The organism is Paenibacillus algorifonticola (assembly GCF_000971975.1).
GTDB lineage: Bacteria > Bacillota > Bacilli > Paenibacillales > Paenibacillaceae > Pristimantibacillus > Pristimantibacillus algorifonticola.
In genome coordinates, this window is sequence record NZ_KQ040784.1 from 26,892 (window position 1) to 45,150 (window position 18,259).

At 48.7% G+C, this 18,259-nt stretch carries 16 protein-coding genes and 2 riboswitches; of the genes, 2 read left to right on the top strand and 14 right to left on the bottom strand.

The features are described from left to right. Window positions 1-25: 25 nt before the first annotated feature. From WH37_RS05475 to WH37_RS05530, 12 genes are all read right to left on the bottom strand, one after another. A complete protein-coding gene (locus WH37_RS05475; protein WP_046229573.1) occupies window positions 26-1,168 on the bottom strand; it encodes a glycosyltransferase in 1,143 nt (380 codons plus the stop codon). A gap of 26 nt (window positions 1,169-1,194) precedes the next feature. After that, the gene (locus WH37_RS05480) at window positions 1,195-2,721 is read right to left on the bottom strand and encodes a lipopolysaccharide biosynthesis protein (protein WP_197091343.1); all 1,527 of its coding nucleotides are present in this window, start codon (window positions 2,719-2,721) and stop codon (window positions 1,195-1,197) included. Next, the gene (gene tuaD, locus WH37_RS05485; RefSeq protein WP_046229574.1) at window positions 2,702-4,030 is read right to left on the bottom strand and encodes a UDP-glucose 6-dehydrogenase TuaD; all 1,329 of its coding nucleotides are present in this window, start codon (window positions 4,028-4,030) and stop codon (window positions 2,702-2,704) included. The genes WH37_RS05480 and tuaD overlap by 20 nt, the downstream gene beginning before the upstream one ends. Then, window positions 4,030-4,914: a UTP--glucose-1-phosphate uridylyltransferase GalU gene (galU, locus tag WH37_RS05490; RefSeq protein WP_046229575.1), complete on the bottom strand. Its 885-nt coding sequence runs from the start codon at window positions 4,912-4,914 to the stop codon at window positions 4,030-4,032. Before galU ends, tuaD begins: the two co-directional genes overlap by 1 nt. Window positions 4,915-5,163: 249 nt before the next feature. Next, window positions 5,164-6,411, bottom strand: coding sequence for a Wzz/FepE/Etk N-terminal domain-containing protein (locus WH37_RS05495; RefSeq protein WP_046229576.1), 1,248 nt, complete (start codon window positions 6,409-6,411; stop codon window positions 5,164-5,166). Between the two features lie 69 nt (window positions 6,412-6,480). After that, the gene (locus WH37_RS05500; RefSeq protein WP_143088647.1) at window positions 6,481-8,679 is read right to left on the bottom strand and encodes a glycosyltransferase; all 2,199 of its coding nucleotides are present in this window, start codon (window positions 8,677-8,679) and stop codon (window positions 6,481-6,483) included. Between the two features lie 416 nt (window positions 8,680-9,095). Continuing rightward, entirely contained in the window at window positions 9,096-10,043 is a 948-nt protein-coding gene (locus tag WH37_RS05505) for a glycoside hydrolase family 26 protein (protein ID WP_052736829.1), read from the bottom strand. A gap of 84 nt (window positions 10,044-10,127) precedes the next feature. Then, window positions 10,128-10,215: riboswitch (cyclic di-GMP riboswitch) on the bottom strand. Window positions 10,216-10,296: 81 nt separating this feature from the next. Continuing rightward, window positions 10,297-10,384, bottom strand: a riboswitch (cyclic di-GMP riboswitch). A gap of 88 nt (window positions 10,385-10,472) precedes the next feature. Then, window positions 10,473-11,732 carry a mannosyltransferase family protein gene (locus WH37_RS05510; protein WP_046229577.1) on the bottom strand — a complete coding sequence of 420 codons (1,260 nt, stop codon included), beginning with the start codon at window positions 11,730-11,732 and terminating at the stop codon, window positions 10,473-10,475. A gap of 3 nt (window positions 11,733-11,735) precedes the next feature. After that, window positions 11,736-12,746 carry a glycosyltransferase family 2 protein gene (locus WH37_RS05515; protein ID WP_046229578.1) on the bottom strand — a complete coding sequence of 337 codons (1,011 nt, stop codon included), beginning with the start codon at window positions 12,744-12,746 and terminating at the stop codon, window positions 11,736-11,738. A 265-nt stretch (window positions 12,747-13,011) separates the two neighbouring features. Further along, window positions 13,012-14,691, bottom strand: coding sequence for an arginine--tRNA ligase (argS, locus tag WH37_RS05520; RefSeq protein WP_046229579.1), 1,680 nt, complete (start codon window positions 14,689-14,691; stop codon window positions 13,012-13,014). Window positions 14,692-14,693: 2 nt separating this feature from the next. After that, window positions 14,694-15,140 (bottom strand): YwiB family protein, encoded by a 447-nt coding sequence (locus WH37_RS05525; RefSeq protein WP_046229580.1) that lies wholly within the window; start codon window positions 15,138-15,140, stop codon window positions 14,694-14,696. 81 nt (window positions 15,141-15,221) lie between these two features. Continuing rightward, window positions 15,222-15,740 (bottom strand): DNA-deoxyinosine glycosylase, encoded by a 519-nt coding sequence (locus WH37_RS05530; RefSeq protein ID WP_046229581.1) that lies wholly within the window; start codon window positions 15,738-15,740, stop codon window positions 15,222-15,224. A 161-nt stretch (window positions 15,741-15,901) separates the two neighbouring features. Here WH37_RS05530 and WH37_RS05535 point away from each other — a divergent pair, with 161 nt between their 5' ends. Then, on the top strand, window positions 15,902-16,174 hold the full coding sequence (locus WH37_RS05535) for a hypothetical protein (protein WP_046229582.1): 273 nt from the start codon (window positions 15,902-15,904) through the stop codon (window positions 16,172-16,174). Window positions 16,175-16,190: 16 nt separating this feature from the next. On the opposite strand, the gene WH37_RS05540 is transcribed toward WH37_RS05535, so the two are convergent. Together WH37_RS05540 and WH37_RS05545 are read right to left on the bottom strand one after the other, a co-directional pair. Next, window positions 16,191-16,877 (bottom strand): LrgB family protein, encoded by a 687-nt coding sequence (locus tag WH37_RS05540; protein WP_231594133.1) that lies wholly within the window; start codon window positions 16,875-16,877, stop codon window positions 16,191-16,193. Beyond that, window positions 16,874-17,248, bottom strand: a complete 375-nt coding sequence (locus tag WH37_RS05545; RefSeq protein WP_074904965.1) for a CidA/LrgA family holin-like protein — start codon at window positions 17,246-17,248, stop codon at window positions 16,874-16,876. The genes WH37_RS05540 and WH37_RS05545 overlap by 4 nt, the downstream gene beginning before the upstream one ends. Window positions 17,249-17,362: 114 nt before the next feature. Here WH37_RS05545 and WH37_RS05550 point away from each other — a divergent pair, with 114 nt between their 5' ends. After that, a complete protein-coding gene (locus WH37_RS05550; protein ID WP_046229583.1) occupies window positions 17,363-18,253 on the top strand; it encodes a LysR family transcriptional regulator in 891 nt (296 codons plus the stop codon). The last annotated feature ends 6 nt before the right edge of the window (window positions 18,254-18,259 follow it).

Sequence of the window (18,259 nt, forward strand, 5' to 3'; positions counted from 1 at the left end):
TACCAACTCACTATAATTGTAGACTCTATTTGGTCAGCAGCTGCGCATAGAAGCCGAGCAGCTTGTTCTCCTCATGTACCCAGTTGAGCTGTTCGCGTACGGCCCGCTCTCCATTGCGTCCCATTCTCGCCGCTTTAGCTGGATCGTTTTTCAGTTCATTAATCGCTCGCAGCACCGCTGGCCCATCGTTAGGATCAACCGCTATACCACATTGATGAAGGTTCACGAACGCTTCCCAGCTTGGAAAATTGGAGCAAATGATCGGCAGTCCCGCATTCATATACTCGAAAAACTTCGTCAGCTCTTTCTTCGCGTAATGCTCAGTCGGCGGAAACAGCGCCAAACCCGCGAGCCAGCGGCTCTCGGCATAATAAGCATCAATCGCATCGCGTGCAATAAACTTCTCCACGCCGTCAATCGTTACGCGATCCGCCGCTTCCCCGGCTGCCTCAGCAACCCGGTCCGCAATTGCCTGTGCGCATTTGCCCACATAATGCACATGAATGCGCTCATCCAGCTTCGCTACGTTCGCATGCAGCTCTGAGCCGCGATCAAGCGTGACGTTGCCCGTGTACAGCAGATGAATGGCATCATCCTGCTGTGCTCCGCCTGCTTCCGCGTTTGCAGCAGGCTTGTCTGCCATCGGCTGCAAGATGGGATAGTTCAGCACATCTACACCGCGCAAATATTTGTCCCGGTAATATTTTTCTGCCAGCACAATCTCAAACTGATTAATACAAAGCTTCTCTACAATGCGATAAATACTCGCAAGCGTATTTCTTGCCCAAACCGGCAAATATTTTTTTTGCCGAATGCCCGTTTCGTAATCCTCGTGGATATCATAAACGACATGATTCGATTTATTTTTGAGCAGCCAGCCCACCCAAATCAGCTCGGGATCGTGAAAATGATACACATCCGCCTCAAGCTGCTTCGCGAGCCGGTAAGCCTGCCAGCTGTTCTTCGTCATACGAACCCAGCGGTTCGCTGCTTTCTGAAGCTTGATCAGCTTGAAAGCCGGTTTTACTCGGTCCAGATCCGGATGGTCCGTCGCAATCAGCGTCACATCATACGCCGCACTCGCGAGCGAGGCGCATTCTTTATGGAAAATGCGAGTATCCATCGGATGGTGCACCGTTGTCATATGAACCACCTTATGTTGAACCATCGTAAACCACCTTCTGCCTGAAAAATTTAAGCTTGCCGTTTTCTGCGCACCTTGCCCAGAACCTGCTGCATTTTGCTGCGGAGCGCCGTTCTGCTCGTATGTACCATCACTTTAGGGAACAACAGTACAACCACCGCAAACCATACAATCGCGAAAATGCCTGACACCACAAGGTTTACGAAGCTGACCCAGCCAAGCGGCCTGATCGCCTCTGTCACGGCATACAAGCCAATCAGCATCCACGCACTGCCGAGCAGCGCAGGCAAATGCGCCTTCCCCAGCTCCCGCCACGTGCACGACAGAATCGTTTTACACAAGTACAGCATATTGAAGTAGTGCAAGCTTATGGCAATCAAAACGCCGTAAGCGGCCCCGGACAAGCCCCAGCGCATCCCAATCACTGCGCCCGAAATAACGAACAGGACATAAAGCACCTGCCGTGAAGCCCGTTTGTACACGTACCCTCTTGCCAGTACGAGCGAATTGCTGATTTTGTAGGTGGTTCGGAATAACATGCCGATGCATAGAATTTGGAATGGAATGACGACCTCCGTCCACCCGCTGCCCAGAACGACAGCAACAATCTCGGAAGCTAGCAGATAACAGATGACGCTAATAGGAGCAACAAGCAAGGATGTATAAGAAATGCTTCTTATATAAGAGGCTTTTAGCTGCTGAAGATCATCCTGGAGCTTGGACATCGACGAAAACAGCACTTTATCGAGCACTTGTCCCAGCAGCGTGGCCGGAAGCACTGCCAGCTGATAGGCTCTGCCGTACAGTCCCAGCGCGGCTGCGCCAAGCCCGCGGCCAATGATCAAATTGTCGCTTTGTACCGCTAAATAATTGCTTAAGCTGTCGATGGTTGCACCACCGCCGAACTTCAGCAGCGATTTTGCCGCCTGTACATGTCCACTCGTTTTCTCCCGTAGAAACCGGGGCGGCTGCGCAGCAATCAGCATCGTAAAACGGATAGCCGTCTGCACCAAATGCGCGGTTAACAGCGCCCAAATGCCATAGCCATACACGCCGAGCGTAATGCCGACGATGCCGTAGCCCGCCGTATAAGATACGATTTGCGACAGCGATAGCTGACGAAACTTCAGCTCCCGTTGCAGCAAAGCTTCAGAAACAATGGAAACGCCATTGAGTGGAAACACGAGCGCCAGAATGCCCAGTACCGCTGCAAGCTGCGGCATTTTGAAAAAATCCGCCAGCAAATCAGAGGACAGCCACAGCGTCGCTGCCACTACAACGCCAAGCATAGAAGAAATAAAAAAGGAAACTTGCAAGTCGACCGTCTGAATTTCTTTACGCTGAATAATGGCCGGACCTACGCCAATACTGGCGAACAAGGTCGAGAAGCTGACGATTACAAGCGCCAGATTGATTAGTCCAAACTCCTCGGCACCGACAAAGCGGGCGAGGACGACCAACACGACCATCTGGATGACATTTTGCAATCCGGTTCCCGTGAATGCCCACAGAAAACCCTTGCGGGTTCTGCGGGTCAAGCCGGCTTCCGACACGTGATTATCCGATTTGGCTGGCATAAGCGTTAATATCCGGGCGACCGATGGAAGCATAGACGAACTGCCGCTTCTCCATCTCTGCCAAATCAAATATGTTGCGTCCGTCAATCAAAATCGGCTGCTTAAGCCGCTTTTTCACTTCATCCAAATCCATCTTCACTACCTGCGGCCATTCGGTCAAAATCACACAAGCATCGCAGCCATCGACCGTTTGCAGCAGATCATCCGAATAAACAACATCCGTACCAATAACCAGCTTCGCCTGTTCAATCGCTACCGGATCATACGCATGCACTTCAGCACCGCGGCTGATGAGCTCACGAATGATTGGAATCGAAGGCGCGGAGCGCATATCGTCTGTTTCCGGCTTAAACGCCAGACCGAGCACGGCAATTTTCTTGCCTGCAACAGAACCAACAATCGTATCGATTTTTTGTACAAAATGGATCGGCTGATTTTTGTTCGTTGTAATAACTGATTCAATCAGCTTGAATTCGTAACCGACATTTTTGGAGATGGAAATGAGTGCCTCGGTATCTTTCGGAAAGCAGGAGCCGCCAAATCCGATACCGGCATCTAAGAATTTATTTCCAATGCGACTATCCAGACCTAGCCCGTAAGACAAATCGACTACATTCGCACCGACCCGCTCGCAAATATTGGAAATATCATTAATGAAGGAAATTTTCATCGCGAGGAAGGCGTTGCTGGCATATTTAATCATTTCAGCCGTTTCAATGTTTGTCTCGACAATGATTGTGTTGAATGGCTCATGCAGCTCGCGAATCAACTGCATCGCCTGCTTGCTTTCGGCACCAATGACGGCACGCTCCATATTCATGCAATCCTTGATTGCCGTACCTTCGCGCAAAAATTCCGGATTGGACACGACATCGAAGCTTGCCTCTCTCCCGCCCAAGTGCTGGCGAATGATCGACTCTACCCGCTTGCCCGTTCCAACTGGCACGGTGCTTTTGTTCACGACGACTTTATACCCGTTCAGCGACTTCCCAATCGTCTCTGCTACACCGTCAACGTAAGTCAGATCCGCTTCGCCAGTTGGCGACATTGGCGTGCCCACTGCAATATAAATAATATCCGAAGCCTGCACGGCCGCTTCCACGTCGCTTGAGAAATTAAGTCTTCCCGCTTGGCGGTTCGCGTGTACCAATTCAGCAAGGCCTGGCTCATAGATTGGAATTTGACCGTCATTCAACTGGTCGATTTTGTTTTGGTTAATGTCGGCACAAATGACATGATGACCTTTCTCAGCGAAGCAAGCGCCGTTCACCAGGCCAACGTAGCCTGTACCAATTATCGTAACTTTCATTATGCATTCACTCCACTTTTCGCACGGCTTAAAATCTGTTCAAGCGATCTAATTAAATCTGCGGAAAACTCCTGACGTTCGAGTGCGAACTCTACATTTGTCAAAATAAAGCCTGGAATTTCACCGACATCGTAACGTCTGCCTTCAAATAAATAAGCGAGTACATCCTCAACCTGATTCAGCTTTTGCAGCGCATCGGTCAATTGAATTTCCTGCCCCGCGCCAACCTCTTGCTGCTCAATCAAGTTGAACACTTCCGGCGTCAGCACATAACGTCCCATGATGGCAAAGTTGGAAGGGGCTGTGCCCAGCTTCGGCTTCTCTACCAGATTGTTCACTTTAATGAAACGATCGTTCACCTCAGATGGATCAATAATGCCGTAACGTGCCGTCTCTTTATCCGGCACATGCTGTACGCCGATAACCGATTTGCCCGTTTGCTCAAAAGCATCAATCAGCTGCTTCGTGCATGGCGTTTCACCTTTAACGATGTCATCACCGAGCAGCACGGCGAAAGGCTCATTGCCGATAAACTTGCGTGCGCACCAAATCGCGTGCCCGAGGCCTTTTGGTTCTTTTTGACGAATATAGTGAATGTCGACTTTGGAAATTTCCTGTACCTTCTCAAGCAGATGCAGCTTTTGGTTTTTCAGCAAATTCGCTTCCAGCTCAAATGCATTGTCAAAATGGTCCTCAATCGAACGTTTGCCTTTACCCGTTACAATAATAATTTCTTCAATGCCGGATTGTACGGCCTCTTCTACAATATATTGAATCGTTGGCTTGTCCAAGACGGGAAGCATCTCTTTCGGCATCGCCTTTGTAGCTGGCAAAAACCGTGTTCCAAGTCCGGCTGCCGGAATAATCGCTTTTGTTACTTTCATCGCAAATCCCTCCCAAGTTAGATAAAACGTGATTACACAAGGTGAAACGGCTGTCGCTGTCCTTTGGCGGCGCAGCGCGTTTCAGTCCAAGAAATATAAGCCTATTTATACGTGTGAAACTTATAAATGCTTATATTTCAAGCGTAAACGGCTGTCGCCGCCCTCTGGCGGCAAAGCTACCGTTTCGCGATGAAATATAAGCCGATTATAAGGGTGAAACTTATAAATGCTTATATTTTCAAAAAGTGATTACACTTCAATAAACACGATACTATTTATCTGAACATCCGTTGCCGCGAGACGGCTTTTCCATTCCTGTGCAACCGGAGCGAGTACCCGGTTCTCCTTGATCACGAGCGTATGCCAATCGGCCAGCTCCGCAATCGTCTGCGCTTCCGAGCAATGAGCATAAGAAGGCAAATCCCAGATCACAACTTCGTAGCTTTCCCGAAGATGTGCCATCAACTCCTCAGCCGACGTTTTCATGGAAAGACTTCCGCCTACTACGCATACTTCGATGAAATCCAACTGCTTTCCGGCAGTTTTGATTTTTCCATAAAAACCTTGGCTAATTGGCCATTCCGCATAGCCTTTTTTGCCAGAAGCCGTACTTGGCAGCTTGCCGTTCGGGTTAAACCTCACCCAAGCGACCTTGCTTTCCCCAGCCAGCTTCAGCGCCAGCTGCTTGCTGATCTTCCCGCTCGCAAGCTTATTGTCAAGCGTTCCGAAGGCTAGTGTGCGCTTTCCGCTTTTCTCCATCACATGGCGGTAACGCAGCGCGCGCGACTTCACTTCCTCTGCCATCCGGCGCTTCAACCATCCCCCATAGAACGGGATAGCTGTCTCCACCCGGCTTGCGAGCTTCGTCGTTTCCATCGGAACCTCGGCGAATATCGCTTGCACCTCTTGTGCTGTCTGCAGCTTGCGCGACATCATATGCAGCAGAAGCCACAAGCACAAAAGTACAATCAGCCCGCCAACAAACGAGAGCAGCATATAAAATAACGGATTGGCGCTCACATAAACCGCTTTTTCCGCGCTTGCTTTATGCAACAGGACAATATTGTTGATTTTGAACAGCTCCAAGCTTTGCGAGCGGAACACGCTAACGATCGTGTTGGCAATGGAGGCTGCCTGCTTACGGTCACCATCGGTTACGGTAATTCGGATAACCTGCGAGAGCTCGACGCTTTTCGCGCTAACTTTGGCAGCCAGTTGATCTGTGCTGTAAGGCAGGTCAAGCGCCGCAATTACCTGCTCCAAAATCAGTGGATTTTTCAAAATAACATTATACGTATCCATCAGCTTGAGACTGCCTTGAATCGAAGTGAAATTATCGCTCGTCTCTTGCGAGGTTATTACAACTTCAGCCGTCGCCTTATAAGACGGAGGACTTTGCATCTTCACATAGCCCACTGCGGCTGACAGCAGCAGTGCCGGAATAATGACGAACGGCAATCTGCGGATGATCAGCTTAACAATTCTGTGTATTTCCAAATCTCTCATCCCCTTGCAAAACAATCATTCGCCTGTCATAGCCTGGCGTTCATTCGTGTTCAGCCTAGGCTATGACTTGGAGTTCGCTTCTGCTGGCACAATGCCAGAACGAAGCTCCTTGCTTGGCGGTATGCTGCTGGACTCCCCCAGCAGCAGGCTTAAATCAAAAGCTTCATCGAATACAATGGCCGCCGTCATCTTATTGCGCCTCACCCAGCCAACGCGGATGAGACGACCGTTTGCCTCGAACGCCGAGCCGATAATTTGCAGCCTGACCTTCTTGCCTTCATGCATCGCCGCCTTCTGCGGGAGCTCAATTCTGCAGCCCGTATAGCTAATATCAAGCAGCTGCGTACGGTAGCGTTCCTCTTGATCGATCACGATCGAAGCGCGTCGCTTCAGCCTAACTCTCGGAGACTTGCGATTAATCGATTTATAGGTGTACTTGAAATTAGAAATATAACTGATCATGGAAGTCCACACGCCCGCTTGGAAAATGCCCTTAACGAACTCATCTGCATTCCCATATACTTCAGCAAGCCATTTGCGCTCCTCATCAATGTTGCTCCAATGAAGCTTGAAGCCAACCTGAAATCCGGAGCCATGCTTATCATAGAATATTTTCTCGGCTTCCACGCGTATAGCGTGCTGCGATAACGGAATATCCAGCTCCATGCGATCCGGTAGCTGCAAAATCGTGTCCGTATAAATGCGGCAGCCCGTCTCGCTAATATCCAGTGTCTTGACGTTTTCCATCTTCAGCTCTTCATCTTCCATATAACGAAGCGTAAGCGGCAGCACCTTGGCGAAGCGCTCCGCCTCCCGCATGCGTGGGCGTTCAAAGCCAAGCAGCAGCGCAAGTATGAGAAACACTCCGTTATATCCAAGCCAGAACAAATTAATGAGCATGGACTGCCATTCATTTTCGCCCGCTCCCGCAATACGCCCCACATTTACACCCATCAGCACAATCGAAAGCACAAGCAAAACAAACAACGGCATCATATAGCGATAATTAATGGACGTTTTGTTCTGATAAATGCCTTTCGGCGTCACCTCAAAGGGAATTGCCTTGCGGAAGATCGTTTCCTGAAGGGCTGCGAGGAATAACGTCGGCGTCATAGCAGTCTCGTAAACGTTGTTCCAGAACACATTAAGCTTCTTATTCGTTAAATAAGGCACAACGGTAACCGAGAACACGAAATACGGCAGCCAGAAGATAAGTAGTTGTTGCAAGCTTGTTTCAAGAATAGCCACGCCAAAGGTTAAAAAGAGCATCGGAGACAGTATGTACATAAAGCGTGTAACGCCAAAGTACCAATACAGCAGGTTGGAGAAATACAACAGCCGCTGCATCAAGGATAAGCCCTTTGCCTCAAGCGGATTGGACATCCTCGTCGTTTGTATCGTGCCCCTTGCCCAGCGGGCCCGCTGTTTGATTTGATCGGATATCGACTCAGACGTTAGACCTAGTGCCAGCACCTCATTCAAGCAATAAGAATCGAACCCATTCGATTGAAGCTTCATCCCTGTAGCCAAATCCTCTGTTATCGTACCAATAACAAAACCGCCAATATGATCAATGGCACTGCGCCGGAAAATACAATTGCTGCCCACATAAATAACCGCATTAAAACGGTCTCTTCCCGACTGAATAAGTCGCATAAACATATCCTGCTCGTTCGGAATATTACGCCCTTGGTAGTAGTTGTATTGAAAAATATCTTCGTTGTAAAAAACTTGGGGCGTTTGTACGTAAGCAAGCTTCTCATTTTCTGCAAAAAAACCTACCGTGCGCTGTAAAAAATCTGGTTTTGGCATCATATCGGCATCTAAAGTGAGGAGTAAATCACCCTTCATTTTCGTCAGCGCATGATTCAAATTGCCAGCTTTAGCATGCTCATTTCCGGGACGATCGAGATAATGAACGCCTAAACCTTCGGCCACTTCTCTCATTTCCGCTCGTTTTCCGTCATCACATACCCAAATATTTAATAAATGCTCCGGATAATTCAAGTTTTTACAGGCAAGGATGGTTTTTCTAACCAAGGATGGCGGTTCATTGTAGGTAGCGATTGTAACATCCACAGAATAAAGGTTGTCAGGTAATGGCGCAGGCTTTCTTTCAGTGGGTTTTAGCAGAAGAATGTGGAATAAAACGGATTGAAAAATAGAAATAATTTCAAAAAATAGTAACAACGATCCAAAAATTAATGACCAGCCAGATGGGAGTGTTTGTACAAGTCTCCATACTAGATACACGATCATGATAGCAATGGATACCGTTGTTAATATGTACCTAGCTTTCGTTTTCAAATAACCCCAATCCTTTGCGCTCTATTTATTCGCCATAATTCCATTCCTTTTCTGACTAATCTACAACATGGATTGACTATGCTGTCTATTTTCGCTGTCGATATTTGTTAAATCGGCCGGAAATATGATATTTTTGGCGGCTAAGGCTCAAATTCAAAGTTATCTTATCACAATCCTTGACCCTTTAAAAGTTAATTTTTCTTCTTAACATCATATTCATCATCGAAAATGTGTAGAAAAAAAGCGAAAAAACTCTAATTTTACGCGGTTTTCGCGAAATTAGAGTTTTTTCATAATACCTATTTAGTACTATATCAGCGAGTATTTGAAAGGGATTGGGCCTAGTCCTTTATTACCAGCCTATTCTATTAAAGCGTGTTTTGCAACGTTTGGTAGGCGCTCAGGCTGTCCGCCGACGAATCAATATTCCAATCCAGCTCTTTGTTTTCATTGAACCAGATCAAGCCTTTAATTTGGCTGTAGGCTGGCGATTGGATTTGGTTCATGGCATCGATAACCCATTCGTTTTTGCTGCCGCCGCTTTCGGTTGTGCCTGTCTCCGCAATAATGATCGGCTTGCTCGAAATGCTAGTCAACGCTTGGTAAGAAGCATAGAATACATCGTTAAACGTTCTCCACGAGCTCCACGATTCTTTCGTTCCAAAATTGTAACCATCAATCGAAAGCATGTCCACATAAGCATCACCTGGGTACATAGCTGTAAACGAAGCGTTTTGGCCAACATTTTCAGCATTTACGTTGTACATGAATTTGATATTTGTTGCGCCTTGTTCTTTGAAAATAGTCACGACACGTTGGAATGCCGCTTTGTAGGTTTCGTTCGTGTTAACTGTGCTGTCGCCAACGCCCCAGCCATACCAGTTGCCGTTGCCTTCGTGGAAAAGGCGGAGCCAGATTTCGGGGTTTTTATTAGCCGCTTGCCAGTTAATCAATTGCTTAGCTGTTTGTTTCAGGTAAGCGTCTACTACGCCTCTATTGATATCAGCAGTCGAATATTCTTTGTAATTTTTATTTTTAAATTCAAGGGTAAGTAGGTTAATCGAACCATTACTATTCACATAGTCCAAAAAGCCCTTCCACTCATTGATCCCTTGATTCGAATTGACAAAAGTATGTATAACATCTTGGTGTCCGCCAATCATTTGCTCATAGGCAGCGATATTGTTCAAGTTTTGATTCGGCCAAGTGCCGATCCATGCACCGTTGTAAAAATTGCTTTGTGCGCTCACGGGAAGTGCCCAAAATAGTGTCGAAACTAACATCACGAGTGTAAGGCCGAGCTTTCTGCTTTTCATAGTAGTTCCTCCCCCGAGCGAATGATGGTACGTGGTCCGAAGAACACGCCACACCTTCATCAGGCAAAGGAGGCTATGTCGGGCTTCGGCAGCTGGCGAGCATATCCTGTGAAGGATGAAGCCCCTATAGCTTTGCGCACATCAGGTTTCCCTGAGTTTGCCTTTTCGTGCTTGAAAGCAATAAAAAAAGATAGTCCCTGCTCCCGAAAGAACAAAGTCTACCTTGATTAATAAAGGAAGAAGCGATGTTGAATTCGGTAGCTGGCGAGCATATTCCGTTAGGAATGAAGCCCCTGTAGCTTTGCGCACATCAGGTTTCCCTGAGTTTGCCTTTTCGTTAAACGTAATAGGTATAAAGTATGAGCTAATGCAATATGGTGTTATTGTACACCTTGATCGCAAATTTCGTCAAATTATTTTTTCATAAAATTATACAACGAAAAAATATCCATTAAAGTAGCAGATCGCATACACAATATGAAGCAGGAAAAACATCATGAAATAAAACATTTGCAGCGGCTTATTATTTTTCAGCACATCCGCAAAATAAATGTAGAAGGGGAACGCGACCATGACATAACGTGGAATGCTTTGCAAAAATTCGGCGCTGGCGAACGGAATGAGCATAAGCAGCAAACCATATGCAAAAAACAGCCATTCATGTGCATTACGGCGAATTTCTTTCCAACGCATAATGAGAAAGGCGGCAAAAATGACGAGGACGGCATTCGCAATGATAAAGGCAAGCAGGCCATTTTCCCAGCCGCCATTTCCTGAGAAATAAGGCTTTTGGATAAAATGAATATAGTTCGAGAATGGAGCAACCGTCTTGCGATACCAGTTGATGCTTTGCTCGGTAATCGGTGCCAGCAAATCGCCCGTGAGCCATTTCATGTACAAAAGATAACCGGCCAGCGGCAGCGCGGACATAATGGCATAGCCTAGATATTTGGTGTCCTTCCATTTAAAACGATACAGCCTGTGTTCAATCAACAGCGTTCCCACAACGAAAAACAAGTTGACGAAGCCCAGATTGCGCGTCACAGCGGACAAGCCCCCGAACAGAAACGCCAGAAAATATCGCTTTTGCATCGCATAATAAACGGTCATAAGCGAAAGCATGAGGAACAGGCTCTCTGTATAAGGCACGGCATAGAAGATGGCGGTCGGAAAAACAAGCAGCAGCAGCACCGCGACTTGGGCATGCTCCTGTTTCAGCCCTCTTTTTAAACAAATGCCATAAAAATAAAAAAGCGATACGAGCAAAAATAAATTCGATAAAACCGATCCAACGACTGTCGCATCATATTTAGAAATAGACTCCACCAAAAAGACTAACAAAGGGTATAAAGGGAAAAACACCCAATTCGCACTAGGATGCGGCTCGCTGATGTTATACGTATCGTAGCCATTTTCGGCGATACCCAAATACCATACGCTGTCAAATTTCCTTAAATCCTCGAAGCTCGGCTTCTTCAGCTGTGAAATATCCGTCTGGATCGATAGCTGGCTGGATGTAAAATCATGCCCCTGCACGACCGTATAGTCCGGCGGAATTTGATAATTCGGAAACAGGTTCATGCCGAGAAAACCTGCAAAATAAAGCAATATCCTCGTGATGACAAACAAGGAGAGCAGGAAGATCAAAACTTGCGTGTTCGACTTTGCTTTAAGCAGCAGCGATTCCATTCGTCACCTCGTCTCTTGTAATTGCTGCGTTTTCGCTTCTGTCACTACAACGTTATGCAGCTCGGTTTCAACGAAGTATTTCGGTCTTTTCTTCGTTTCAATGTAAATTTTGCCGATATATTCGCCAATTAGTCCAATGCAAAGCAGCTGAATGCCGCCAATGAACCAAATCGAAAGAATCAACGAGCTCCAGCCGGATACCGTGTTGCCCTGCAAATGCCTTACAAATACATAAAATGCAAACAAAAGGCTCATGACCGACATGAAGAATCCGACAACCGACACCGCTCGGATAGGAGATACGCTGAAGGAGGTAATGCCTTCCCATGCGAATATGAGCATCTTTTTCAGCGGATATTTCGATTCGCCAGCAGTTCGCTCCAGACGGTCATAATACACGCTGTCGGATTTGAAGCCGATGGTAGGAATAATGCCACGCAAGAACAGATTAACCTCCTGGTACTCCTCCAGCTTATTAACAACCTTCTTGCTCATCATTCGGTAATCCGCATGATTATAAACAACGTTTACGCCAAGCTTAATCATTAATTTGTAGAAAAATTGCGCGCTGAACTTTTTGAACATCGTATCGGTCGTCCGCTTGTTCCGCACGCCGTACACAACTTCGTAGCCCTGCTTGTACTTCTCAATAAACTGGTCGATTACCGTAATATCATCCTGTAAATCGGCATCGATGGAAATAATGCAATCCGCATATTCCTTCGCCGTCAACAAGCCCGCCAGCAGCGCCCGCTGATGCCCGACGTTACGGGAAAGCTTCAGCCCGCTCACAAAACGGTTGCTTCGGTGAAAGGAATCAATAAGCGACCACGTTTTATCACGGCTGCCATCATCTACGAGCAGCATTTTACTTTGCTCCGACACCTTCTTCTCCCTCACCAACCGTTCAAGCAGCGCTGTCATTTGCCGCACCGTCTCCGGAAGCGCCTCTTCCTCGTTATAACAAGGCATGACTATCGATACAATGGGTAAATCGGCCTCATCGCCTCTCATGACTATCTCCCTCGCTCTCTATGATGTTGTCCATTTTTCGACAATTAGTATAATAGCATACATTGGTTAAAGTAAAGTGAAAAACCGCGCTCTGCCTATGGAAGTATATAGAAAAACTCGTCTTCAAATCATATTATGCTCCATTTTCCCCCAAAAAAAGCCCCTGCGGCCTAGGTAGCTGTCTGCCACCGCTGCCGCAAGGGCTGATCTCTTTCGTCCACGCCTGTGCCTGCTTACACCCAGCCGCTCTGAAACATGAAGCAGCTTACATTTGCTGTGGAGCCGATACGCCTACGAGGCGAAGCGCGTTCGCAATAACCGTGCGAATAGCGCCAAGCAGCGCAAGGCGCGCCTGAGTCTGCGCAGCGTCTTCGGTAATGACGCGCTCCGCTCTGTAGTAACTGTGGAACTGGGATGCCAGTTCATATACATAACGAATGATGCGGTGCGGCGCATATTGCTCCGCCGCTTCCGCCACTTCCTGCGGCAGCTCGCCGAGCTTGCGCAGCAGGTCATATTCAGCCTCCGACGCCAGCTTGCCGAGGTCGATCTGCTCAAGCGGCAGCAGCGCAAGGCTTTGCTCCTGTGCCTGACGGAAAATGCTGCAAATCCGCGCATGCGCATATTGCACATAAAACACCGGATTTTCGTTTGAAGTCGAAATCGCCAGATCCATGTCAAAATCCAGATGCGAGTCCATGCTGCGCATCGTGAAGAAATAACGGATGGCATCCACGCCAACCTCGTCCATCAAATCCTGCATCGTGACCGCTTTGCCGGTACGCTTGGACATTTTCACCTTCTCGCCGTCCTGGAACAGGCTGACCATCTGTGCAATCAATACGACCAGCTTGCCTGGATCGTTGCCAAGCGCCTCCATTGCCGCTTTAACGCGCGGAATGTAGCCGTGGTGGTCTGCGCCCCAGATGTTGATCATGCGGTCGTAGCCGCGGCTGTACTTGTCCATATGGTAGGCAATGTCTGGCGTCAAATACGTGTAGGAGCCGTCATTTTTGACAAGAACGCGGTTTTTATCGTCGCCGAAAGGCATCGTATCGAGCCACGTCGCGCCCTCTTCCTCGTACACGTGTCCCTTCTCCTTAAGCGCTTCAAGCGCCTGCTCAACCTTGCCGTTCTTGTAAAGCGACGTCTCGCTGTACCAGATATCGAAGCCGACGCGGAAGCGATTAAGATCATGCTTGATTTTGTCTAGCTCTCGCTCCAGGCCGAAGCTGCGGAAAAACTCCAGGCGCTCCTCCGCGCTCAGGCCGAGCAGACGATCTCCCTCCTGCTCAGCAAGCAGCCCTCCGAAACCGACAATATCCGCGCCGTGGTAGCCATCCTCCGGCATCTCCGCTTCCTTGCCCAGCGCCTGCTGGTAGCGCGCTTCAATCGACTTCGCCAGATTGTTCACCTGATTGCCGGCATCGTTAATATAATATTCGCGGGTTACTTCATAGCCCGCATATTCTAGCACATTGCACAGCGCATCGCCTACCGCCGCGCCGCGTGCATGTCCAAGATGAAGGCTGCCCGTTGGGTTCGCGCTGACAAACTCCATCTCCACGCGCTTGCCTGCGCCGATCTGCGTACGCCCGTAGTTGTCGCCACCTGCGACAACCTCGCCAACGACGGCGTACAAATAGCTTTTGTCCATGCGGAAGTTAATAAAGCCCGGTCCTGCGATTTCTGCAGATACAATCGACGCCTTCGCATAGTCCAAATTCGCAATAATCGCCTCAGCGATCATCCGCGGATTTTTCTTCGCAAGCTTGGTGAGCTGCATCGCTGCGTTCGTCGCCAAATCGCCATGTTCTTTATCCTTAGGCACCTCCAGCACGAATGCCGGAAGCTCCTCGCGTGCTGCGAGCCCGCCCGCTACTGCCGCATCGGCAATAGCCGCTTTTACTTGCTCATACAATTGCTCCAATACATTTCCACTCATCGTTACTGTTCCCCCTGAATATGCAGCCGAATATGAAATCGGCCAGATAAATGCTCGTCAATCCACAAATCATATTTCCACTCTATTGTAAAAGGAGGCTCCGCCAACTCTCCCTCAGCAGCATCCTCCGCATGAAGCGCGAGCTGTTCCGTCTCTGTCTCCATTTGAAAAGACATAATGGGGGACCGATAGCGCCCAGCCCGCTTGCCGCCTACAGCGAAAAGCTGCTCCGAATCTACCGCCCCCCGGCGCGTAATAAGCAGCTCGCCTTGGCGATAGCGAATAAGCGACCTGATCGGCTCCGAATTCGCTTCGCCCTCGATCGGCTCCTCATAGCGGATGTAGAGCGAGCGATCCTTGCGAAACAGCTCCCCACGGTGCTCATTGACCTGAACAGCGCCATCCTGCCTGCTTTCCAGCTTAATGCTGACGTTCATTCTTTCAGACATATCCGTGCTCCTGTATCTTCAGTCTTAACGTATGCTTCTACTATATACACGTATCCTCTCAATTTCAACGATTAAGGGCGATTACTGTTCCTCCAGAAAAGGAACAATGCCGCGCCACGCTTCGATCCGATCTTCGAGGTTTCGCATTTTCTGCGTCGGAATCGGGCTCGTTGAAGGCATCTTGAGCAGCGCCAGCGAATCAAACGCAGGATGCTCGCGAAAATATTTTCGAAACGTATCGTACGCCTTCGTTCCATTAAATGCAAAGCAGCGCAGCCCCGGATATTGCGCTAGCAGTGCAGGCAGATCATTCGGCTTCTCATCTTTAATGTTCACATCAAGGCTGCCTTCGCGCTCGCAAGATTCAATGACGTCGAACACCGCCAGCCGATGCTCCTGCAAAAAAGCGAGCCGCTTCGCATAATCCTCGTCCGGCGCCCCAGCGTCAAACAACCCATACACCATCCCCCAAAAATAGTTCCGCGGATGACCGTAGAACTGGCGATGCTCCAGCGATTTCACGCTCGGCGCCGTCCCCAGCACCAGCACGCGGGCCCGCTCATCAATGACGGGAGGAAAAGAATAAACACGCTCTGTCATAGCTCTGTCACCCCCTGCTAGCTGTTTTTACTATTATGGCATTTTTGGAGGGAAATTTCTCGCGCACAAATAAAGACATGCTAATAAGAAGTACTACACAAAGTTAGTACTTCTTCAATCCGCATTATTTTTCTAAAATAAAAGGACAAGGAGCTGATCAAATGAGCAAAGCACGCAGCACACTTACCTTATTTGCCGCATGCATGGCACTTTTAACCATCTACTTTTTAATGACAAAACAACAGCTGTTCGGTTCGCAGTGGCTTATTGGGTTTGCAAGCAGCCTGGCAGGCACGATCATTAGCTTTTGCGGCCCATTCCAGGCTAGAAAACGATCCATTTGGTGCGCAGCTGTCGCAACAGCCAACTTCCTGCTGCTCAGCTGGTACATTTTTATATTTTCACCGCTCGCCGTGATCATATTCGGGCCATAAACGCCTATCCCCTCCTTTATCCATGCATAAATAGCCCTGTCAGCCAAGGCAGCAGCGCCAGCGAAATAAAGGCGGTCACGATCATCGCAATGCTCGCAATCGATCCCGGCACAAGCCCAAACTCAAAGGCTTTATGAGCTCCTGCGCTATGTGCGCTGCTCCCCATTAGAACACCTTTGGCGATATCGCTGCGAATACGCGCCATTCGAATAACGAGCGGCCCAATAATCGTGCCAAGAATGCCTGTTATCAGCACAAAAATAGCTGTCAGAGTGGAAATGCCTCCGATCATATCGCTAATGGCCAGCGCTATCGGCGTCGTCGTCGAACGCAGCAGCAGCGAGTCAATCAGGCTATCGCTTAGCTTCAGCGAACGGCTGAACAACAGCGCCGCCATCATGCCGACAATCCAGCCCGAGAGAACGCCCGCTATAATTTCGAGCGCATGCTTTTTCATAATAGCTGCATTCTTATACATAGGAACCGCCAAAGCAATTGTCGCCGGACCTACCATACTGCTGAGCCAATGCCCCCCTGTATTGTAGCTTTGGTAAGGAATTTTCCCTAATACCAGTATCATAATCACGATAACCGGGGTCACAATAAGCGGTGACAGCAGCAGCACGGGCTTCAACCGATGTAGCCGCTTCGCTCCCCAGTAAATGCCGACCGTCAGCACAATATACATCAGCGCCATCATCATCCCCTGCTCCGCTCCTTCCTGCTAGCTACGAATTGTGTCATTACGCCAGCGCACACCATGACGAGAACAGAAGTCACCACAATAACAAGCAAAATTTGCACGCCATTCCCCAGCAATAAATCCTTGAACTGCATCATGCCCGCGGCAGGAGGAATAAAAAACAGCAGCATTTCCGCGACCAGCCACGTTGAGCCCATTTCAATCCATTCTACTTTTACAATTCGAAAATGAAGCAGCAGAAAGACAAGAATCAGCCCCAAAATGCTCCCCGGCACCTTCAAGTGCAGCCAAACCGACAGTCCATTAAGCATCCAAAACAGTCCTACAAAAAAGAGAACCTGGACGAGTCCAAGTGTTATTTTTCTTAACATGCGGATAGCCCCTTCCTTCATACAGTGTATACCTGTGAATTGACATAGGTAAAATGAATAATTAGAATGAGTCATATTCGATTTATCTATGGAAAAAGAAGAAGGAGTATTCGCATGGACATTCGTCATTTGGAATATGTGCTGGAGGTTGTGCGCCACGAAAGCTTCACGAAAGCAGCCGAGGCGCTGCATATTACGCAGCCTACCATTAGCAAAATGATTAAAAACTTGGAGGACGAGCTGCAAACTCCCCTGTTCATTCGATCCGGCAAAAAAGTGCAGCTAACCGACGCAGGGCAGGCCATCGTTGCCCAATCGCAAGATATTATCCGTCTGTTCAAAACACTGCAGAACGAGCTTAACGATGTAACCGACTTTCGCAAAGGGCTGGTGCGCATTGGCCTCCCACCGATGATCAGCTCGATTATGTTTCCCGAAATCGTCAGCCAATTCGTCAAACGTTATCCCGGCCTGACCATTCGGCTGGTTGAAGAGGGCTCGCTGAAAGTCGAGGCAGAGGTCGCCAGCGGCGCCATTGATGCGGGAATTGTAATGCTGCCCGTGAGAAATGACCAATTCGAGGTTTTTCCGATTCAAAATGCGGCTCTTCGAGTCGTGATGCACCATCAGCATCCGCTGGCAGGACGCAGCGAGCTTACACTGCGCGAGCTCGAGCAGGAGGCGTTCATTATGTACCGCGAGGACTTCGCGCTGCATGCCCGCATCATAGACGAATGCGCACGGCTCGGCTTTAAGCCCAAAATCATGCTCGAAAGCTCCCAGTGGGATTTTATTAGCGAAACGGTGGCGGTTGGACTGGGCATCGCCCTGCTGCCGGAAGCCATTTGCCAAAAGCTTGATACGGCGCGCGTCAGCACCATTGCTATGGTAGACCCCGTCATTCCTTGGAATCTTGCCATGATCTGGCGTCGCGACGGCTATTTATCGTTTGCCGCCCAAGAATGGATACGGTTTACGAAAGCTTATTTTGAGCCTGCCGAATAGACCATT